Consider the following 22,282-nt stretch of genomic DNA (forward strand, 5'->3'; position numbering starts at 1 on the left):
TAACTAATAAAAATTCGTAATAAGGAGGACTTTTATTTGAATAAAGATACATTAATAAATCATATTAAAGCTTCTAATAGAAGTGTAAAATGTGATCTCGTAATTAAAAATGTTACCATAATTGATGTTTTTAATAAGAATAGATTCGTAGATACTATTGGTATTAAAGATGGATATATTGTTGGTATTGGTGACTATGATGGGTATGAAATTGTAGATGGAACTAACAAATATATTTGTCCTGGACTTATTGATTCCCATTGCCATATAGAATCCAGTTTGGTCACACCTACTGAATACAGCAAGCTGGCATTATTAAACGGAATCACATCTGTTATTGCAGATCCTCATGAAATCTCAAATGTTATGGGAGCTGATGGTATAAATTTCATGCTTAATTCTTCACAAAACATCCCATTTGATATATATTTTATGCTTCCATCATGTGTTCCTGGTACTAGCTTTGAAAGCTCTGGTGCAACTTTGCTCTCTAAGGACTTAAAAGATTTTTATAAAAATGATAAAGTTTTAGGTTTAGCTGAAGTTATGGATTATCCTTCTGTCTCAGAATGTGATGATAAGATAATTGATAAGATATGCGATTCAATTACTAATAATAAAGTTATTGATGGTCATGGAGCTGGCTTCACATCTATGATGACAAACACCTATAGGACCGCCAATATTTTAACTGATCACGAATGTAATAATGCTGAAGAAGCTCTTGATAAGATCCGACGTGGTATGTATATTCTAATTAGAGAAGGTACCGTTGCTAAAAACTTAAAAGAATTATTACCTGCAGTCAATGAATCTAATAGTAATAGATTTTGCTTCTGCACTGATGATAAGCATATTGACGATATTGCTGCCAATGGATCAATTAATAGCTCAATTATTTATACTATAAACAACTCTAATTTAAATCCAGAAACAGCTATTCAAATGGCAACACTAAATCCATCTCTCTTATATAAACTAAATAACAAAGGAGCAATTGCCCCTGGATACATTGCAGATTTTATATTATTAGATGACTTAGAAAGATTTAAAATATCTCAAGTTTATAAAGAAGGTAAATTAGTTGTAAACAATAATAAACTTGTTAATTTCGATACAAATTTAGTAAAAAACGCAAATAACAATGCTTTTTATAATTCTATAAATCTTCCACCACTAAGTGAAGATAGTTTTAAAATTAATATACCAAATAAAGATGTAAAGATATTGAATGCAATAGAAATAATTCCAAACAAATTAGAAAGCATTCATTTAAAGCTCAATATTTCAGATATTAATTCAATAAAAGGTAGTGATTATAAATTTTTCACTTCATCAACTGAATATGACTTATTAAAAATCGCAGTTATTGAAAGGCATAAGGCTTCTGGCAATTTAGGACTTGGAATCTTAAAAGGTTTAGGAATTTCGGAAGGTGCAATTGGAACCACCATTGCTCATGATTCCCATAATTTAATAATTGCTGGAACAAATGATAAAGATATGCTATTTGCTGCTAAGGAATTGGAGCGAATGGGCGGCGGCATAATTGTGGTTAAAGATAAAAATATTCTTGCTCATATTAAACTTGAAATTGGTGGGCTTATGACAAATAGAACATATGGTGAAATTGAGTTTGATTTAAAAAATCTCCATTCAGCTATCAAAATCATAGCACCACAAATTGATTTCAATCCATTTTTAACATTATCGTTTTTATCATTACCAGTAATACCAGATTTAAAGATTACAGATAAAGGTTTATTTGATGTTATCAATTTTAAGTTTATTGACATTTTTGAATAGTTATAAAGGCAATCTTTAGATTAAGATTGCCTTTATATGCTTATACTAATCAATTTCATATTTCACCCCAGTAATAACTATTGAAATTTCTTTTATAAGATCAATTTTCATACTAATTCTACTTACCCTAGGACTTTCTATTACTCTTACAGTTGGCCTGAGCGGGAATCCTGGTATTGTTTCTTCAACCACAGCAACTTCTTCTGTGCTTAATTCTACAATAGTTCCTTTTGGATATGGAATTACTATTCTACAAAATATATTAACTATATTATAATCAAACATTGTTCCTGCATTCGACATTAAATATTCCAGTACATCACTTGGAAACATTGCTCTTTTATTCGGCAAGTCTGTTGATAAATTATCATATACATTGGCAATACTTACAATATTACTTAGTTCAATAATATTATCCTTAGTTAATCCATCTGGATATCCATTTCCATCTGGTCTTTCATGATGTTGAAGAACTATTAATTTACTTAGACTATTAATATTATAAGTAGTTGATAAATACTTATATCCAAGTCTTGGATGTTGTTTTAATATTTCTTTTTCTTCTTCACTTAAACTTCCCTGTTTATCAAATATCTCTCTAGGTACTAGTGATTTTCCAATATCATGTATCAATGCGCCTATACATAGAGCTTCCAATTTCTTTTTTGATAGTTGAAGAGCAATTCCTATAGTAAGTGATATTACTGCAACATTTACAGAATGAGAATACATATAATTATTCATACTTCGTATATCTACTAATGCAAGCATTACATCCCTTCGATTTAAGATATCATCAATTAAATCTACTGCCATCTTTCCGATATTATAAAAATAACTCTGCTCTTGCCAAGTATAATCACTTTCTTTATTCCTTACTGAATTATTATTAAGTCTTCCTATGTTAGAAAAAGCTTCTTTTATTGTTATAATTGCTTTTTGTCTAAGTTCTGGCTTAATAATATCTTCAATTTCTTCATTACTATATTTATCAACTATATATATTGATAAAATATTTATTTCCTTTATTTTTGCAATTGTATTTTCTCTTAAAACTACTCCAGCTCTAAGTAGAATTCTACCATTAATGTCATACAGCGATTTTCCAAGTACTGTGTTTGGCTTTACGTTTTCAATTGGGACTAATCTCAAAGCTTATATTCCCCCTAAATAAATCATTATTATTTATACCATACCCCTAAATATAGACCATATGTACATAGCCTTTCTTTATATAACACCTAACAATAACCAAACAATTAATTTAATTTTTTAATTATTAAGTAAATTAATCCTACCGTATAGGTGCATAAATATATTATATTACCTTAAACATCAAATTTCATTAATTAAATCTATTTATTTTTTTATTGTTTTTATTCTTTTCAGCCATCACTTGCGTAGGCTATTATATTAATTATACTCACAAGCCACACAATGTCCATATATTTCAACGTATTATAAATTTCCTGCGAAAATAAAACTACTTTCATTATACTCTTTGAAGGCTTTGCCTTGATAGGCAGTTACCAAAGAATAAAAAGAAATTGTTTTATATCGCCTATCAAAATGTAGTTTAGGCAATAGAAATAAAACAATTTCCTATAAATTCCTACTTAGATTCACTTAAAATAAATTTTTCTATTACTTTTACTATTCCATCTTCATCGTTTGAATCAGTAATAAAATTTGCAGCTTGTTTAATTTCTTCAGTAGCATTTCCCATAGCTACACCAAGACCAGCATACTTTACCATTGATAAATCATTACCAGCATCTCCACATGCAATTATTTCTTCTTGTTTTATCCCAAGATATTCGCCAAGTTTTTTTAATCCAAGTCCTTTATCTACTTCCTTATGAGTAAATTCCAAAAAGTAAGGTGCACTTTTAAACACACTATATTTCTCATAAATTTCACTAGGTAATTCCTTTATGGCTGGATCTAATATTTCTTGTGGATCTATCATCATGACTTTTATAATATCTTCATTGTCATCAACTTCATTGAAGTCCTTAATAGTAATATCAATTCCATTCATTGTAGCTTCATACTCCGTATATTGACTAGTTTTAGGCGTTATTAATCCATCCTTTGCAGAAAAAGCATGTATATTTACATTAAGTTTCTTGCTTATTTCATATATATATTTTAAATCATTTCCCTTTAAGCATACCTTTGAGACAATTTTTCCTCTAGTATTTTGAACTAATCCGCCATTAAAGCTAAGTACATAGTCCTCACCTTTTATTAAATCAAGCTCTTCTAAATACCTATTTAATCCATCTAATGGCCTTCCTGATGCTAATACTATCTTAACACCCTTTTTTTCTGCAGCTTTTATAGCTGCCTCAGTATTTTTTGAAACCTTCTTATCCGTTGTAAGTAAAGTTCCATCCATATCTAGTGCAAGTAATTTATACATTTTATTCCTCCATTTATATAATATAATTTACAGCATATTTATTGGTATTTTTTTTAGATATAATATGTTGCGATTAGATTGCTACATTATAAATATTTAAATTACCAAAGGCTATATATATGAATATGTTATTACAACAATATATTATATATTCACTGTTACTATTTCTTATAGTTTACAGGGATTCTATAGGAATTTCAATTATTATTAATAAATCTATTCCAAAATAATATAAAACCTCAAAATTTGTAACTAATAGTAGTTTTCTTTCATATCATGAATTGTATCTAAAACTTATGAGGTAATAGTTATGCTTGAGTCTTTATTATTAGTATCTTCGTTATGCATAGATTCTTTTGTTGCAAGTATTGCTTATGGTACTTCGAAAATTCGTATTCCACCCATATGCGCAGTAGTAATAAATTTAGTATGCACCATTACACTTGCTTGTTCTTTACTTATTGGCTCAATAGTTAAAAGCATACTCCCAAGTAACCTTCCCGCAATTTTAGGATTTGTACTTTTGATGTTACTTGGAATATATAGATTATTTGAATATATTTTTAAATCATATATTTCAAAATGCTCAAAATCCGATAGTCCCTTAACATTTAAGATCTTTGATTTTCAATTTGTCCTACAAGTTTATGCAGATGAAATAAAAGCTGACTTTGATAACTCAAAATGCCTAAATATTAAAGAATCATTTTATCTAGGTTTAGCATTATCATTAGATAGTCTTGCAGTAGGAATTGGGTCTAGCCTATGTAACATTAACTATACGGAAGTTTTAGTATTATGCTTTATCATAGGAGTTTCTCTAGTATCTCTTGGGGTAGTTATTGGACGAAAATTTGCTCAAAAAGTACACCTTGAATTATCTTGGTTATCAGGAGCTCTACTTATATTATTAGCAATACTTAGAGTATTAAAATGATAAATTTATACCCAGTTCATATAGTATATTATTACATGAATACTATAAAAACTGGGTATAAAAATTGCATCTATTATTTTCTTTATTCTTTAGAATACATATATGCTCTATTTATCTAAATTTATTTCTAATGCTTAAAATCGCAATTATTACCTCTTAACTACAACCTGCTCTGCTTAATAATTATTTTTAACTTAATACTATAAATTTACAAACCTATTGAACTGCTTATCTAATTCCTCTAGGTCTGATTGTAGAAACTTATGAAAGGTCTCCTTTTCTAACCTATATGAAAATATTGGAGAATTTAAAAACTTTAAATACTTTTCTGTTACCTCCATAATTTCTTCGTCTGGGATTTTATAAACTTCTCTAAGAAGATCAAAAAACGTACCACCTTCATACTGCTTTAACCTTCTTTCAGCTGCATACATAACACTCGTATACTTATCCCCACCAAATAAATCTACCTGTTCTTGTATTGATCCATATCCTTTTTTAAGCATATCAATATATTCATCTATAATAGCATCTTTGGAATTTCCTATATTTTTTCTAGCTATTATATTCTTTAAAACCTCATATGCCTTTTCTTCAGATATCCAAAACGCTTGCTCTAATATATCCGTCATCTTATAGAAAGTTTTACCTCTAACATTTGCTCTTGCGCGTTCTTCTATATATTCTAATAATCTCTCTTCAGTAGCCGTTAACATCTCTATCCCCTTCTTCCTAAAGTTCCATTATTTTTCTCAACTGATATATATCTATATTTTCTTCAAAAAGTTTAGATAATCTATCATATTCATTATCTTTATATTCATTTACTTTTTCTATAATTATATCTTCTGTAACAACAATATCGTTGTTCTCTTTAAGAGATTTAACAAATGAACTTATAAATTCTTCTGAATCAAACATACCATGAAGATAAGTTCCTGCAACAATTCTTTCTTTGTCGCATACACCTACAATATCACCGTCTAAATCCTTAATAAAAGGTATTGCTTTCTTACCAATCTTGCTTATTCCATTATGAATTTCATAGCCACTTATAGTGCTACCTTCTATAGACTTAATTGATTTTAGATCACATAAAATATTTCCCTTAGTCTGCTTTGTAACTTTCGTCTCATTAAATCGTGTCTTTATATCCAAAAATCCGAAACCATCCTCTTGAGATATATTACCCTCAACGCCTAATTTATCGAGTATCAACGTTCCAAGCATTTGATACCCTCCACAAATTCCTAAAATGGGTGTACCACTCTCTTTTAATTCTTTTATTTTATCAAATAATTTATTTTCTTTCATACTTCTTAAATCTTCAATTGTATTCTTTGTTCCAGGTATTATAATTAAATTTGGATTTTTTAATTCACTAGGTTTATCCACATATCGTATAGTCACATCTGGAATTCTATCTAAAATACTAAAATCAGTAAAGTTTGACATATGAGAAAGCCTGATAATAGCAATATCTAAAGTTCCAACTTCTTCTTTGTTCCTAATTCTTTCAGTTACACTATCTTCATCATCAATATCAAATTTTTCATATGGCATAACTCCAAGGACTGGAATATTTATAATATCCTCCAACTGTTTTATTGCAGGTTTAAATAGTTCTATATTACCTCTAAACTTATTAATTATTACCCCTTTTATTCTTTCACGCTCTGATTCGGGTAATAATTGAATTGTACCAACTATAGATGCAAAAACTCCACCTCTATCAATATCGGATACTAAAATTACAGGTGCATCAGCAATTTCTGCCATAGCCATATTAGATATATCGCTATCTTTCAAATTTATTTCGGCACAACTCCCAGATCCCTCCAGTACAATTACATCGTGCTTTTTGCTTAGCTTATCATAAGCTTTCTTAACTCTGACCTTTAAAGTTTCATTAAGTTCCTTGTATTTATAAGGCTCAATATTACAAAAAACTTTTCCATCTGCTATTACTTGTGTATATTCACCACTTGGTTTTAGCAAAACCGGATTCATCAATGCATCTGGCTCTAATTTGCAAGCCTCTGCTTGAACTACTTGAGCTCGTCCCATTTCTAATCCATCTTTTGTTACATAAGAATTTAATGAAATATTTAAGGCCTTAAAAGGAGCTACATTTAACCCTTGATTTTTTAAATATCTACATAGGGCTGTTACTAAAGTACTTTTACCAACAGAAGACGCTGTACCTAAAAACATTATACTTTTTTTATCCATTTCTTTACTCCCCTCAAATTCGAGTTCCAATACTTAACATTTATTTTTAATCTCTGATTTCCAACATTTGAATTCAAATTTTGAATTATTTTTCTAATTTATATCTTTAATCTAATAATCCGTTTACTGTTAAATATCCATAATTCTCTGTAATCTCTGTACCACTCTTATTAAATTTGATTGAACTCTTAAATATAGGACCATCAAAAACTAATGTATGATATTCTCCATTTTCTCCACAAGGATCACATCCTAAGTTTTTTATTTCATTAACAATATCTTTTGTTAATTCTTTTCCTAAGAACTCTATTCCTAGCGCCTTTAGATTTACCTTTTTAATTATAGCCTTAAAACCACAATCTATAAATTCATTAGTAAGCTTTTCCCTATTTTCTTGCCATAAAGGGAATACTCCTTTAATTTCTGCTGCCTTGCACCTATCTAAACACCAACCTCTATGTGCTTCTATATCTATATCTCCAAATACACAAATTTCAGCACCTTTATCTTTTGAAACTTTTAATGCCATCTCAAATTCTTCTTCATAATTATTCTTATTGCTACAATCTATTTCAATAAGTGGAATTTCCAATTCTTTAGAAATATCCTGAAAAACATTCCTTGGTATTTTATGAAAATACGAATCTTTTTTGCTTTCAAACGTAACTAATAATCCTATTATTTTATAACCACTTTTAATCATCCTATACAAGGCTAAAGTACAATCTTTTCCCCCGCTGAATGAAACTACAACTTTTTCTTTATCCATACTACCCCTCTTATTTGTTTTTACTTTAATTCAAATTCAGCAGCACATTTTCCGCTAAACTTTACTATTCTATATTTCCCAGCAGTTAAATTTTCAAAATTTTCTAGAGAAATAACTTGACTACTTGTTTTTCCCGGCTCTAAATTATAAGCGATTTCTATAAACATTTGTTCTTCTTTAAAAGGGACTTTACTCCATTTATTATCTACAAATTTTTCAACTGCATATTCTACTCCATAATAAGCTGATTGTTTTCCATTGTTTGTGATATACACAGTAATTTCTTTAGTATTTAGACCATATTCAGTTTTTTCTGTTTTCATAGTAATATTATTTTTAGATTCATCATTAACTTCCGTCACATCATTAGTTGAGTTTTTTTCAACCCAAGATCCATCTACTCCTAAATAGTATCCATCCACAGTATCATTGGAAACCATTTCTCCATTTTGGCTTAAATAATACCAAGCTCCTTTATACTGAACCCAGCCTGTTTTCATAGCTCCAGATTCACTCATATAATACCACTTGTTATTAACATTAATCCATCCTACAGCCATATTCCCATCGTCTTTAAGGTAATAAAAATTCCCCTTATCATTTACCCATCCAGTCTTTACACTGCCATTTTCATAATAACTCCAGCCATTATTGTTATTGATCCAGCCATTGTTAATTTCTGCATTAACTTTATTAGAGATTCCTACACTCATCCCTACAAACACGCTCATTATTGAAGCAATAAATTTTCTATTCATATCCTGCTCCTCTCATTATCAAAGCTTAATATTTCATCTGATTCCAACAATAAAATTATCCTATACATAACTTAAATTATTGTTCAGTTCTGTGCATTTTAAATATATTTTTCATTATTTTTATCAGTCTGTAATTCTCTTCATGACTTCGTACAGCAACTCTATAATATCTATTATCTAATCCAACATAATTGCTACAACTTCTAATTAATATATTATTCTTTAATAGTTCTTTTTTCAAATCTATTTTTATCAGGGTCTTTAATAAAATAAAATTCACACTTGGTTCAAAGACTTTAATTCCATCTATTTCTCTTATTTCATTATAAAGGTATTTTTTTTCATGGTCTATAAATTCTATAGATTTCTTTATATAATTCTTTTCATTAAGTGCTGCTTTTGTTGCTATTTCTGCCAAGATATTTATATTCCAAGCTGGAGATATAGATTCTATCTTCTCTTTTAATGTTAAATCACTGCAAATAGCATAACCGATTCTTATACCTGGAAGCGCAAAAAATTTGGTCAAAGATTTTATTATAATTAAATTTTTATATTCATCTATATATGGAATCATAGAAAAGCTTTCTTTTCCAAAATCCAAAAATGATTCGTCTATTATTACCCTAACATTATTTATCTCTGCTTCGTCCAAAATTCTTTTTAATAACTCTATTTCAGTTATAACACCTGTTGGATTATTTGGATTACATATAAATATTAAATCTAAGTTTTCATTTATATCCTGTAGAATATCTTCTTTTATATTAAAATCATTTTCCTCTTTTAAATTATAATAAATAATATTACTATTTATTGCCCTTGCTGCCTCTTCATACTCTGAAAAAGTTGGAGCCAAAATTAATGAATTCTTTGGATTAACTCCTCTTACTGCATTAAATAAAACTTCCGCTGCTCCATTACCTAAAATCAAATTTTCTTTGCTAACATTTTCAAACTTTTCTATTGAATCCTTGAGCTCAAAATAAGTTATATCAGGATATTTCTCAATTTCATCTATACCTTCAATAATCGCATCTTTTACCCCCCTTGGCATTCCCAATGGATTAATATTAGCTGAAAAATCAATTATGTCTTTGTAATTTATTTTGTTTTCTCTACTTATTTCTTTAGCATTTCCACCATGTCCAAAGCTTGCCATGACTTTCCTCCCTATGCATAGTGCATATATGTTTCAATTAAATTTCTCCACTTCAATCTTAATTTATTTTTAGCTTGCTATACGCTTAAATATAAATTTATTATTTCAATATATACATTAATTTCAATTTAATATTAACTCTCACATCTCTATATTATAATATTCGTTAACCACTCAAATTTCTGACATTTAAAACATTGTTATCATTAGCTTTCTAAATATTAAAGTGAACACAAATCCTATAAAAAATGATAAATAAAGAACCTTAGCAGTCTTCTTAACATCATTAATATCAATTTCTTTAATTTTATCTCCTATTGTAGGCTTACTTACAAGTTTTCCAAAATAATAATTTGCCCCTCCAAGCTGTACCCCTAATGCACCAGCTATAGCTGCTTCTGGATGTGCACTATTAGGACTTGTATGATTATATCTATCTCTTCTATATATCTTAAAGCTATTTTTATAATCATATCCTAAAAATGCAGAAGCTAATATTATCAACATGCCCGTTATCCTAGCTGGAATAAAATTAAAAACATCATCCAATTTCGCCGGGAAATATCCAAACTCTATGTATTCATCGTTCTTATATCCAAACATCGAATCTAATGTATTCACTGCTTTATATGCAAATGCAAGAGGCGCTCCAAAAATCATAGCATAAAATAACGGAGCTATGACCCCATCAGCCATATTTTCTGCTATAGTTTCAACAACTGCTTTTATTATTCCTTCTTTACTCAAACTTGCAGTGTCTCTCCCAACTATAAATGATAACTGCTTTCTTGCACCATCTAAATCATTTATTAATAAAAACTTAACTACTTTATATCCTTCAACAACTAATGCTTTCGATGATATACAAAAATATATCAAAATCCCCTCTAAAATAATTCCAAAGTAAATATTGAATTCTCTCGATAAGTTAACAATTGCGAATGCAATTGCAAATATTATTGACACAGTAAGAATCCATACAATGAGACCTGCTGCTTTTAAATGCTTTCTAAGGATTCTTCTAAACATTGCTTCAAGTTTTTTAGCCACATATCCAATTCCTCTAACTGGATGAAACGGATTATTAGGATCCCCAATTAATAAATCCAAAACAAATCCTATACTAAGTTCAATCATATAGTTCTCCTCGTTATTTTCTTTCGCATCTCAAAAATAATTCTAATCATATTTTCTTACTGTATTTGAGATACATTTTCTATTTCAAATTGTTCATCTTTTCTTATTTTTATTGTAAGTTCGTACCCTTCTCCATTGCTAGGCTGCCACTCATAGAATTTTTTCTTACTATCATAAAACATTTCTAATAGTATACCTATACTTCCTCCATGAATAACTCCCAAAGCAGTATCTATATTTTCTTTAATGAGATAATTTATAAGCTCCATAAATCCATCATTAACTCTTTTTCTAAATTCTGCTCTGCTCTCTCCGCTTGGACATTTTACATTTTCTTCTTTGTCTTCTATCCAAGTTATATACTCTTTTAACAGTTTTAGTTCTTCATATGATCTTAATTCAAAATCACCAAAATCATACTCAAAAAACTTACTTAGAATTTCATACTTATTCTTCGGACAAATAATTTCTAATGTTTGATTTGCTCTCTTTGCCCCACTCGTAAAGTAAAAATCGCACTTTGTATACTTAACCCTTCTAGAAATTTCCCTTAATTGCTCTTTCCCGCTTTCACTTAATTCAACATCACTTTTACCGCAATATAATCGTCTTTCATTGCAATAAGTTTTTCCATGCCTGACCAAATATAACTTAATTTCTTTCATATCTTAATCGTTATAGATTTTTAATTAAATCTATAACTACTTTACCTCTTTCTTTAAATTGTATTATTTTTCAATTCCTCTTCAATTCCGAAAAATATTCTACATACATGAGAAGAATGCTTTGCTAGGAACTGAAGTAATCGCCCATTTTCTTCTCTCCATATTCTATCAATTTTTTCGATTGGAACAATTCCGGAATTTATTTCATCACATATTATTATTTTATTTTCTAACAAATCCATTTTATCTTTTAAAGCTTCTATTGGGTTAAGCTTATTAGAAATACACGCTTTAACAAAAATATGTAATCCACATATGATTTCCTTATTATATTCTATATTTTCATCTCTACAGAAAAATATTTGTTCATGACTTACTTTATATTTTTCTTTTACATAATCTAATTTTCCATTATAGGCTCCACCAAAAATTAATTTCATAAATGCCCCTTCCCCTTACGGAATTATTCCTAGTATTAATATTCCAACTACCTCACCTATGACCAAAGCAAATCCAGCAACATCTCCAGATATTCCACCAAATTCTTTTCTGCATTTTTCTACTGACAATTTAATTCCTAAACTTATTAATAAAACTAATATTATTCCATAAATATTTAATAAAATTACTGATATTATCAATGTTATTATCAATGTTATTATCATAATAAGCTTATCATAAACATTAGTCCCTTTTTTAAAGTAAGTCCCTAAAGTACTTTCTTTTATAGTTGCTCTGCTTAAAAGATAATACGCTACAACACTTCTGCTTATTATTGGAATCAAAATTAATGTATAAAGAGAATTATTCTTTTCTAAAATAGAATATACCCCTCCAAATTGTAAAAAGAACAAGATCACTAGGGATATTACTGCAAACGCTCCTGTAGCTGAATCTTTAAGTATTCTGAGTTTCTCTTCCTTACTTCTCCTTGAAAGAATTGCATCACAAACATCCATAAAACCATCTAAATGAAGCATTCCTGTTATTATAAATGGTACTATGGTAATTATCGAACTCTTTAAAATTATTGAGATATTTAATATACTCGCTAAATAATATATTATACTCCACAAGATTCCAATTATTAATCCAATCAGTGGGTAAAATTTCATCATATTTTTTACTCCATCATCGTCCCATTCAACATATGGAGTTGGAAGTATCGTAAACATGCTTAATGCCATAATAAATCCTTTGTATAATTTCTTCATAAAGTTACTTTCTCCTCATGTTTAATATACTTAATTAATCCGAAGCTACATTCTATAACATTCCCACAATACTTTGTTAAACCTCTATTTATAATAGCTAGTTCTTTCTTGAAATTTTCAGTTATTTCATCATATTGTATTGCATCATTAAATATGTAATCACTCACAATAACAACATTCTTTGCATTATTCATAACTTGCTTTATATCACTTAATATCTTATGAGAAGGATTTTTTATAATATGATTTTCAACAAACATCTCATTAGTCAAAAGGGAAGTTATACTATCTATAAGTACAGTATCCTTGCAATTGATCATATTAATCACACTATCCAAATCTCGAGGAACTTCTAGTGTCTTAAAATTCAATCCTTCTCTACTTTTTTTATGTTTCTCTATTCTCTCTTCATCTTCTCTATCATATGGATTCATAGTGGCAATATATATAACTTCATTTCTATTTAAGGATAGAGCTATTCTTTCTCCAACTTCTGATTTACCACTCTTAGAACCTCCAATTATTAAATAATTCATATACTCTAATTTAAGCCCAAAATACTAATAAAAATAAATTACTTCTCTATACCTATCCTTGAGCCTATTCCTTTCTCATATGGATGTTTTACAGCTTTAATTTCTGAAACATAATCTGCAAGTCCAACTAACTTTTCATTAGGATTCCTTCCAGTTAGAACAACTTCTAATCCTTTGGGTTTGTTTTCCAAAAAATCTATTACCTTACTTAAAGAAATTAAATCTAAATTAGTAGATGCAATCACTTCATCTAATATTAATAAATCAAAATTTTCTTCTATCGCCTTCTTAGTAACTTTAGAAAATCTTTCCTCATGCTCTCTTTTAGTCTCTATCTGCTCTTCTTCACTCATAAATTTAAAAAATTTCTTTACTGGAGCACCTTTAAAAACTTCAAAGTCATTTCCTAGCTTATCAATAGAATTTAATTCACCCGTTTCATTATCCTTTAAAAATTGTGTTAACAAAACTTTCTTTTGACGTCCAACAGCTCTCATTCCGAGGCCCATAGCCGCTGTTGTCTTGCCCTTTCCATCTCCACAATAAATATGAATAAGTCCTAATTCCATAAACACTCTCCTTTCTTATTCATAAAAATAAGTAATTTTATATTCAAAAATGCTGCTTAATCATTACTCTATAAGCATTTGTCAAAACAAATATATTATTATCAAATTATTAAAACATAATATCATAAGTTTTAACCGCTTTACATACTCATGTTTTCATAGAGTATACAGTTATTATAACATATTCTTTAAATTCCATATTAACCCCACTATGATGATCTTTTACTTCCTTGCACGACTAGAAATATACCACTTATAAAAAACAGCTATACGCTTATGAAAAGAGCATCTATACTGCAATACGGAACTTTTCTACAAAAAAACATTCCTTAGTAGTTTTTTACTTATTATTTACTTTCATGTGCCTTATTAAATTATAAATAGTTAATTTAATCCCCTACAATCATTTAAATATTTATCATTTATTCATAGCCTTAAGTTCATCTAAATAACTGTCGTTAATTTCTGCTTCTTCAAAAGTTGCCATGTTATTCATAACCGCACATGCAGATTTCATTATTGAAAATGCTAATGGGCATCCACTTCCTTCTCCAAGTCCCATATCTAAGTCTAATATTGGACTTAAGCTTAGCTCTTTCATTGCAACTTTAAATCCTAATTCTTTTGAATCATGTGAAGTAAACATATAATCTCTAGCTTTTGAATTTAATTTAAATGCTATAAGTGCAGCAACTGCTGATATAAAGCCATCAATAACAACTGGAACTTTATAATAAGCAGAGCCTAAAAAAACTCCTGCCATAGCTGCTAAGTCAAAACCTCCAACTTTCGAAACTACGTCTATTGGATCATCTTTTGCTGGATTGTTCACCTTTATTGCTTTCTTAATAACTTCCTTCTTTTTCTCAAATGCTTCGTCTGTGATTCCAGCACCTCTTCCTACAACTATTTCCACTCTTACGTCTGTTAATGCTGACAACACGGCACTACTAGTAGAAGTATTGCCAATCCCCATCTCTCCAACACCAAGAATTTCATAGCCTAGTTCTTTCGCATTTTTAACAGACTCTATTCCAATTAAAATTGCTTTCTCTGCTTCTTCACGTGTCATTGCAGGCCCCTTTGCAATATTATTAGTTCCTTTTCTTATCTTTTTATTAATTACACCAGGATAGCTAAAATCACAGTTAATGCCAACATCTATCACCATAAGCTCAGTATCATTTTCTTTTGCAAGAACTGCTACTCCCGTTAATCCTTTTGTGAAGTTAATTGTTTGTGCTAACGTTACCGATTGAGGCGCAGAAGCAACTCCTTCTTCAACCACCCCATTATCTGAGGACATTATTATAACCATTTTTTTTGTTATGTTATTTTTCACTTTTCCTGTAATGCCCGCAAGTTTTATAGCAATTTCTTCTAGCTTTCCTAAACTCTTAAGCGGCTTTGCAAGTGATGTCATTCTTCTATCTGCTTCAGCGATTACATAAGCATCTGCTTTTCTTATACTATTAATAATATCTCTTAATTCTTTAGAATTAATGTTCATTTCATTTCCCCCAATTATATACGCTATTATTTTTTGTTTTAATATAACATAAATTCATAAAAAATGTGTATAATTTATTTTTTATCTTTAAAATAATTCATTTCACATTCGAAATCTAAAAGCTGAAGATTTTGTTCTTGAATAACTCCTATCAGAAGTTTCGAATAAATTTCTTCTCCCTTGTCATTTTCAACTGTACTATATCCAGCCTTTTCTATAGCATTAGCCTGATCTAGATAATCAGCCGCCTGGAAAACTCCACTTTGTTTATATCTTTTATTATTGCTGAGAAATTCCCCATAATCTTTCATGGAATCTTCTTTACTACTATATACCCGAAAGTAATCCTCGATTTTTTGTTTATAATACTCTGAAGTACTCATTTTAATTTTTTTCCCTGTCCATCCTGAATCTGCTTTTATTCCAAATAGATTATTGGCTTTGGTACTTAAATCTGATTTTCCCCAGCCACTTTCTAATATTGCCTGCGAAATAGTTATAGAAGGAAGAATACCATACTTATCATATATCTCAATTGCCTCTGGATATAAATCATTAATAAATCCTTGCTTAGATTCATCTTTTAAATTATTCTTTTGAGATCCAATATATTTTAAATCATCTAAATACTCATATACTTTTTCTTTTTGTTCTTTATCAAAAGATAGCTTATCTAACACTGTATCCAAGTCAACGAGCTTATATTGACTATTTTTAATTTTAATGCTTGTACTACTATTTTTATCTATGAACATATTAGCTAATTGATTTATGCTACTATCTGTTGCTTTAGAAAAATCATTTTTATATCTAACACCATCAATAGCCGCCATGAACTTCCAATTTACTTGAAGTTTACCTTTGCTCGCATTATCTGCATCCTGTATATACATTTTTGTGTTTAAATCCTTAAGGTTTATATTATTATATTTTGCCATATAGCCGCTATAAACTCCAAAAATAGCAAAGGCTATAATACCAAATGCTATAATATTTAGTATAACTCTTTTAAATCCTCTTTTTCTTTTTCTCGTGTTCATAATAATTCTCCCTTTCATCCCACATAAAAAATATATGATTATAAATGAACAATCATAGCCAAAAAAACTTCTCTTAATAAGCTATAAAATGTTATGCTAAAATAATAAAATTACATTCGGAATTTCAGTAACCCAATGTTTAATGATAACTTATATTATCTATAAGTTATATATTTAAATTATATAATGTAAATATAAATTTCAGATAACTATTTTTATTAAACTTCTATTACTTTTTAAATAATATTTCGACAATCACTTATTCTTTTAAATATATTTTCAAGTGTAATTACTAAAAAAATTATTAATGAACTAACAGCTAGCTTCTTTAACATAAAATCGTATATATGTTGCAATTCATAATTCATAATGTAGATTTCACAATTCGCAATTACTGCTAAAATTCTTTCAATATTTTCAGAATTATGATAAAGAATTATTTTTGCAATATATATTCGCAAAAAAATAAAGAGCCTCTTTTTGTGATATCATCATTATCCCAAGAGTACTCTTCAATTTAATTATCATGTATATTAGTTTGCTGGCTCCCATTTGCAGCGAACTGGTGATATAATAGCGCTTTCTTTCTTTAATTCCTTGAATGCATTATCAATTTCTTTACGATCTAAACCAGATAACTTTTCAACCTCACCTGCGCTAACTGGCTTTCCAGCCTCTCTCATAACTTCTAAAACTTTTTCTTTAACGCTCATTACTTTAACTCCCTTCAGTATGAATTATTTATTTTCTTTGATTATATTCCAAAAAGATAATTTAATCAATAATCATTTTCCAATAAAATCTATTATTGATTTTAGATATTCTTTCTTGTGTACACAAAATTCATGAGCTCTTATATTAAATTTTAACTTTTCATCAATTGAAAAAGCCATAATATAGTCATAGCGACCTAATACCAGCTTCTTAAATTCACTAACTGATAGCTTTACCATCTTTTCCACTTCAGATCCAATATTAAATTTAGGATCTTTTATATTATATAAATATACTTCACATATTTCATTATTTAAGAAGCTATTTAGATTAAGTTTTTCTCTTATACTTCCAACAAATCTTAAGTTCCTAGAATTAATTTCTATTCCTATTTCTTCCTTAACTTCACGTTTTAATGCATTTTCTATTTCCTCTCCAATATCAACATGTCCTGCTGCTGATATATCATATAATCCTGGAAAATCTTTTTTCTTATATGATCTCTGTTGAAGATATATCCATTTTTCATTGCTAGACTCATCTACTATCCAACAATGAACAACCTTATGTAGAAGTCCATTTGCATGTATTTCTGAACGAGAAGCTATACCAATTTCATTTAATTCTTCATCGTAAAATGACAGTTTCTCTTCACTTTCCGTAAGAATCTCCCCCTTTTATCTATTTTCTTTCAATGAAAACACTTTTATAGCTATATTAACATCTCATAACCAATTTTTCTATCCAACAATTTTCTTTATACAAATGCTATTACTATCATTTATATATGGTCCATAGTTTTTACTTAACTTATAGCCCATACTCTCGTATAAACTAACAGCTGCCTTTTGCCTGCTTCCTGTCTGTAAAATAATATTTTTAACATTACTTTCAATTGCCAACTTTTCAATTTCTTTTACTATAATTAGCTACCCCTCTGCCTCTATCTTCTAATGATACATATACCTTCTTCACTTCTGCTAAATCATAATCAAGAAATTTTAAGCATCCACAACCTATTGGTTTTTTGTCATCATATATTACAATTGTCTTTAGATCTCTAACTGTATTGTGTGATGAATAATTATTTTGCATCTCCCCATATATTTCGAATAACTCCTCATCAAGTTGCTTCTCTAAAAACTTAAAATCTACATCTTCCTAAGTGGTTCTTTTGACTATATAATTCATTTTTACCCTCAATTTATTTTTTATCTTTCATCAGAAACTCTACTAATTTTTCTTCATGATTAAATACTAATTCATAATTAAATTTTGGTTTCTCTATTACTATTAATTTAATCTTGGCTTCCCGAACTGCCTTAAGCTTTTCTAGAACTCCACCTTCTTTACCACTGTCTTTAGTCAAAATTGCCTTAATATTATATTGGCGAATAAATGCTTTCTCCAGTTCATAAGATATGGGACCTTGAAGTGCTATAATATCTTTAATATTAATTCCCTTCTCGACTATCTTTTCCAATACTTTAGGTGATGGTAAAATTCTATGTATCACTCTATGGTTAAACTCTAAATTTACAAACTTAGAAACATTATTTCCGCCTGTAGTATTTAAAATATTTCCGTCTATATTTTTTATAATTTTAATAGCCTCGTCATAATCTTTAACTCTTACTATATCTTCTCCAGTAATACGCTCAAGAGCACCTAATCTTTCATATCTTATATACTTAATCTTAAGATAATTTGCGCACTCTAATGCAGTCTTTGTAACTTCTTGTGCATAAGGATGAGAGGCATCAACTAGCATATCAATTTGATTGACCTCTATCCATTTTAGCATTTCTTCTGCATTCAAAGGCTTTGTGTTTAGCTGCTTTATATTAAATTCCTTGAGTAACTCTCCTCCATACGCTGTAGCAGTTGTAACAGCAATATCATTAGTGTATTTATTTATTAACGATAAAATTTTTCTTCCTTCTGAAGTTCCTAAGATAAATCCAATCATACTTTCTCCATTCCAGATTGCCAAGACACATTTTAAAAAACAATAAGCCAACCATGCTAATTTATTTCAAATTTATGTAGTTCATCATCAACTCATTATTTTCTTTCATATGCCTAAATACAAACTATCTCTATCTTTTATTTTCATAACCTCTAGGTGTTATAAAGCTTTCATCTTTATAATAACTTTTTGAATTTCCTACTATTACAATAGACATCATATCTACTATATCTTCATCAAAATCTTTGATAGTAAATAATTTATAACTTTGCCCTTCTCTAAGTGCATGTCTTACTACTGCCACTGGAGTGCTATCCGTTCTAAACTCTCTTATTATATCAATACACTCTCTTAAATAGTCAGGTCTTCCTTTACTTTTAGGATTATATAAAGATATTACAAAGTCTCCTTCTGCTGCAAGTTTTACTCTCTTCTTTATATCTTCATAAGGTGTCATTAGGTCACTTAAGCTAATATTGCAATTATCATGCATAAGAGGCGCCCCAACTACAGAACCTGCTGCACTACTTGCAGTAATACCTGGAATTATCTCCACATCCTCATCTTTTTTAAGTTCAAGTATCAATCCAGCCATTCCATAAATACCTGCATCTCCAGTACTTATTAATGCAACATTCTTATCTTTACATAAATTTAAAGCTTCCTTGCATCTAGCTTCTTCACCTTTCATTCCTGTCGAATATAACTCTTTATCTTTAACTAAGTCTTTTATCATGTCAATATATTTGTTATATCCTACGACAACATCACTATCTTCAATGGCCTTTAATGCTCTCAAGCTCATATTCTCAATGCTTCCAGGCCCTATTCCTATTACTCTTAATTTTCCCATACTTCAATCAACCTCTTTCGCTTCATTTTTATCCTTTGAATAAAATCTAATTCTTATTATCTAATTCTATATTATAGCATTTCACTCTAATATAGGTAAGATAGCATTTGCAATCTTAAAATGCAACTTACCTATTGTATATTTTTCTCATCGAAACAATTTTGATCATATGATATTCCATTACCTGAAATAAAATATTATATTTTGAAATATTGCTTTTTCTCTACTCACATTTCTATATTTATGGGATATATTAGCTACGAATTTAATAGAATTACCTTTTTGTAATGAATACTTTTGATCATCAATATCTATCTCTACTTCACCTTGAGTTACTATAATATATTCTTCAACACCATCACTATGTGGAGTAGATACATGATTGCACCCTGGTTCTAATTCAATAGTGAAAATTTCAAAACCTCTATTTGCATCAAAAGGAAATATGGGATATAACTTCATTCTGGCATCGTCTTCTATAATCGGATCAATATTATTTTGATCCACTATCTCTAATTCATCCTGCTCTTCATCAATAAAAAAGGAAAATGATACCTTTAATCCAGTTGAAATTTTCCATAAAGTCGATACTGTCGGATTTGATTGTCCTCTCTCTATTTGACCTAACATAGCTTTACTAACTCCAGTCAATTTTGCTGCTTCATCCAAACTTAATTCTCTCTTATTTCTGATTTCCTTTAATTTGCTTCCAATAATCGAATTTAAATTTCTCATATTCTACTCCTTTGCTCGAAAGTATTGTATGTTATAACATATACATAAATAATATATTGCACAAAATATTATTCCCGTATATAATATAACATATCTTACTAATTAGATTCACAACTTAATTTCAAATATTTTAGATAAGGAGTCTTTTAAATGGCAAAAGCATTTCTATTAGGAGTCGCAGCATCATTTTTCTTTGCATTCACATTTATATTAAATCAACAAATGAATATTTCTGGCGGAAGCTTTTTATGGAGTTCATCACTTCGATATATCTTTATGTTGCCACTCTTGCTTATTATTATGATTATAAATAGACAATTAAATCCTGTATTAAATGATATAATTAATAAACCTATTCAATGGATTACTTGGAGCACAATAGGCTTTGGATTATTTTACGCTCCTTTAAGCTTTGCATCTGCATATGGTGCATCATGGCTAGTTGCTGGAACTTGGCAATTAACTATAATTGCTGGTGCTCTTATGTCTCCATTATTTTTTAAAAATATTAAAACACCTGCTGGAATATGCAAAGTAAGAAATACACTTCCGAAAAAATCCCTGTTAATGTCCTCTTTAATATTACTAGGTATATTTTTAATGCAGTTTGAACAATCAAAAAATGTCTCTTTTTCAGAAATAATCTCTGTAGTTATTCCCGTTATTCTAGCTGCATTTGCTTACCCACTTGGTAATCGCAAGATGATGGAAATCTGCGATGATAAATTTAATACCTTTCAGAGAGTATTCGGAATGACTTTATGTAGTATGCCCTTTTGGATATTAATATCAATATTCGGGGTATTATCTGCTGGTATGCCAAGTAAAGGACAAATACTTCAATCCTTAGTCGTTGCTATTTTTTCAGGAATTATTGCCACAATACTTTTTTTTAAAGCAACTGACATAGTAAGTAATGATACGCATAAATTAGCCGTTGTAGAATCAACACAATCCGGAGAAGTAATATTTACTCTTATAGGTGGAGTATTTATATTTCACGATAAGTGTCCAACATTTGTTGGACTAGCAGGCATAGTACTAATAGTAATAGGCATGATTTTAAATAGTATTGTTAAATCATAAAATTATTGATTTAACAAAAAGCCAGCTTTGAGCATTGATACTTATAATCAATTAGTATCATTACTTTTTACGACTAGAAATTTTTATATTTCCGTTCTTGTAAAAAACAAGAAGAGATGTTGCTTCTTCTACTTGTCAATAAGTATTTTTCACAACATCTCTTAA

25 protein-coding genes are annotated in these 22,282 nt (G+C 29.0%); 3 read left to right on the forward strand and 22 right to left on the reverse strand.

Annotated features, from left to right (window positions below):
• The first annotated feature begins 36 nt into the window (after positions 1-36).
• Positions 37-1,806, forward strand: a complete 1,770-nt coding sequence (gene ade, locus L3B96_RS00795) for an adenine deaminase (protein ID WP_077830301.1) — start codon at positions 37-39, stop codon at positions 1,804-1,806.
• Positions 1,807-1,851: 45 nt separating this feature from the next.
• Here the strand turns inward: ade and L3B96_RS00800 are convergent, their stop codons facing one another.
• A complete protein-coding gene (locus L3B96_RS00800; RefSeq protein ID WP_017211561.1) occupies positions 1,852-2,958 on the reverse strand; it encodes an HD-GYP domain-containing protein in 1,107 nt (368 codons plus the stop codon).
• Between the two features lie 460 nt (positions 2,959-3,418).
• On the reverse strand, positions 3,419-4,231 hold the full coding sequence (gene yidA, locus L3B96_RS00805; protein WP_238858579.1) for a sugar-phosphatase: 813 nt from the start codon (positions 4,229-4,231) through the stop codon (positions 3,419-3,421).
• Positions 4,232-4,541: 310 nt separating this feature from the next.
• Between yidA and ytaF the strand changes: the two genes are divergently transcribed.
• Complete coding sequence (gene ytaF / locus L3B96_RS00810) at positions 4,542-5,168, forward strand: sporulation membrane protein YtaF (protein ID WP_011968608.1); 627 nt, start codon at positions 4,542-4,544, stop codon at positions 5,166-5,168.
• 200 nt (positions 5,169-5,368) lie between these two features.
• Here ytaF and L3B96_RS00815 read toward each other — a convergent pair whose 3' ends face one another.
• The 20 genes from L3B96_RS00815 to L3B96_RS00910 all read right to left on the reverse strand — a co-directional run bounded on the left by L3B96_RS00815 (position 5,369) and on the right by L3B96_RS00910 (position 21,031).
• The gene (locus L3B96_RS00815) at positions 5,369-5,884 is read right to left on the reverse strand and encodes a hypothetical protein (RefSeq protein WP_077830304.1); all 516 of its coding nucleotides are present in this window, start codon (positions 5,882-5,884) and stop codon (positions 5,369-5,371) included.
• Between the two features lie 16 nt (positions 5,885-5,900).
• Positions 5,901-7,400, reverse strand: a complete 1,500-nt coding sequence (locus tag L3B96_RS00820) for a cobyric acid synthase (RefSeq protein WP_077830305.1) — start codon at positions 7,398-7,400, stop codon at positions 5,901-5,903.
• A gap of 106 nt (positions 7,401-7,506) precedes the next feature.
• Positions 7,507-8,169 (reverse strand): diphthine--ammonia ligase, encoded by a 663-nt coding sequence (locus L3B96_RS00825; protein ID WP_238858580.1) that lies wholly within the window; start codon positions 8,167-8,169, stop codon positions 7,507-7,509.
• A 20-nt stretch (positions 8,170-8,189) separates the two neighbouring features.
• Positions 8,190-8,927, reverse strand: a complete 738-nt coding sequence (locus L3B96_RS00830; RefSeq protein ID WP_077830306.1) for an immunoglobulin-like domain-containing protein — start codon at positions 8,925-8,927, stop codon at positions 8,190-8,192.
• 76 nt (positions 8,928-9,003) lie between these two features.
• A complete protein-coding gene (gene cobD / locus L3B96_RS00835; RefSeq protein WP_238858581.1) occupies positions 9,004-10,089 on the reverse strand; it encodes a threonine-phosphate decarboxylase CobD in 1,086 nt (361 codons plus the stop codon).
• Positions 10,090-10,278: 189 nt separating this feature from the next.
• A complete protein-coding gene (cbiB, locus tag L3B96_RS00840; protein WP_238858582.1) occupies positions 10,279-11,226 on the reverse strand; it encodes an adenosylcobinamide-phosphate synthase CbiB in 948 nt (315 codons plus the stop codon).
• Between the two features lie 56 nt (positions 11,227-11,282).
• The gene (locus L3B96_RS00845; RefSeq protein ID WP_077830309.1) at positions 11,283-11,891 is read right to left on the reverse strand and encodes a histidine phosphatase family protein; all 609 of its coding nucleotides are present in this window, start codon (positions 11,889-11,891) and stop codon (positions 11,283-11,285) included.
• A gap of 53 nt (positions 11,892-11,944) precedes the next feature.
• Complete coding sequence (locus L3B96_RS00850) at positions 11,945-12,331, reverse strand: bifunctional adenosylcobinamide kinase/adenosylcobinamide-phosphate guanylyltransferase (protein ID WP_171788692.1); 387 nt, start codon at positions 12,329-12,331, stop codon at positions 11,945-11,947.
• 15 nt (positions 12,332-12,346) lie between these two features.
• Positions 12,347-13,105, reverse strand: coding sequence for an adenosylcobinamide-GDP ribazoletransferase (locus L3B96_RS00855; protein ID WP_171788693.1), 759 nt, complete (start codon positions 13,103-13,105; stop codon positions 12,347-12,349).
• The gene (locus L3B96_RS00860; protein WP_238858583.1) at positions 13,102-13,641 is read right to left on the reverse strand and encodes a bifunctional adenosylcobinamide kinase/adenosylcobinamide-phosphate guanylyltransferase; all 540 of its coding nucleotides are present in this window, start codon (positions 13,639-13,641) and stop codon (positions 13,102-13,104) included. The genes L3B96_RS00855 and L3B96_RS00860 overlap by 4 nt, the downstream gene beginning before the upstream one ends.
• A 38-nt stretch (positions 13,642-13,679) precedes the next feature.
• Complete coding sequence (locus tag L3B96_RS00865; protein ID WP_171788695.1) at positions 13,680-14,210, reverse strand: cob(I)yrinic acid a,c-diamide adenosyltransferase; 531 nt, start codon at positions 14,208-14,210, stop codon at positions 13,680-13,682.
• A 418-nt stretch (positions 14,211-14,628) separates the two neighbouring features.
• Positions 14,629-15,720 (reverse strand): nicotinate-nucleotide--dimethylbenzimidazole phosphoribosyltransferase, encoded by a 1,092-nt coding sequence (gene cobT, locus L3B96_RS00870; RefSeq protein WP_171788696.1) that lies wholly within the window; start codon positions 15,718-15,720, stop codon positions 14,629-14,631.
• Between the two features lie 74 nt (positions 15,721-15,794).
• Positions 15,795-16,760, reverse strand: coding sequence for a glucosaminidase domain-containing protein (locus tag L3B96_RS00875; protein WP_238858584.1), 966 nt, complete (start codon positions 16,758-16,760; stop codon positions 15,795-15,797).
• A gap of 533 nt (positions 16,761-17,293) precedes the next feature.
• Positions 17,294-17,473, reverse strand: coding sequence for a hypothetical protein (locus L3B96_RS00880; RefSeq protein ID WP_011968594.1), 180 nt, complete (start codon positions 17,471-17,473; stop codon positions 17,294-17,296).
• A 72-nt stretch (positions 17,474-17,545) separates the two neighbouring features.
• A complete protein-coding gene (locus L3B96_RS00885; RefSeq protein WP_236895180.1) occupies positions 17,546-17,713 on the reverse strand; it encodes a hypothetical protein in 168 nt (55 codons plus the stop codon).
• 501 nt (positions 17,714-18,214) lie between these two features.
• Entirely contained in the window at positions 18,215-18,376 is a 162-nt protein-coding gene (locus L3B96_RS00890; RefSeq protein ID WP_238858585.1) for a hypothetical protein, read from the reverse strand.
• A 4-nt stretch (positions 18,377-18,380) separates the two neighbouring features.
• Complete coding sequence (locus tag L3B96_RS00895) at positions 18,381-18,569, reverse strand: GNAT family N-acetyltransferase (RefSeq protein WP_238858586.1); 189 nt, start codon at positions 18,567-18,569, stop codon at positions 18,381-18,383.
• Positions 18,570-18,678: 109 nt separating this feature from the next.
• Positions 18,679-19,443, reverse strand: a complete 765-nt coding sequence (locus L3B96_RS00900) for a cobalt-precorrin-6A reductase (protein WP_238858650.1) — start codon at positions 19,441-19,443, stop codon at positions 18,679-18,681.
• A gap of 130 nt (positions 19,444-19,573) precedes the next feature.
• Positions 19,574-20,296: a precorrin-3B C(17)-methyltransferase gene (gene cobJ, locus L3B96_RS00905; protein ID WP_023976664.1), complete on the reverse strand. Its 723-nt coding sequence runs from the start codon at positions 20,294-20,296 to the stop codon at positions 19,574-19,576.
• Between the two features lie 180 nt (positions 20,297-20,476).
• Positions 20,477-21,031, reverse strand: coding sequence for an XRE family transcriptional regulator (locus L3B96_RS00910; RefSeq protein WP_023976665.1), 555 nt, complete (start codon positions 21,029-21,031; stop codon positions 20,477-20,479).
• A 150-nt stretch (positions 21,032-21,181) separates the two neighbouring features.
• Here L3B96_RS00910 and L3B96_RS00915 point away from each other — a divergent pair, with 150 nt between their 5' ends.
• Positions 21,182-22,117 carry a multidrug resistance efflux transporter family protein gene (locus tag L3B96_RS00915; protein ID WP_238858587.1) on the forward strand — a complete coding sequence of 312 codons (936 nt, stop codon included), beginning with the start codon at positions 21,182-21,184 and terminating at the stop codon, positions 22,115-22,117.
• The last annotated feature ends 165 nt before the right edge of the window (positions 22,118-22,282 follow it).

This window comes from Clostridium sp. YIM B02569, from assembly GCF_022320765.1.
GTDB lineage: Bacteria > Bacillota > Clostridia > Clostridiales > Clostridiaceae > Clostridium > Clostridium beijerinckii.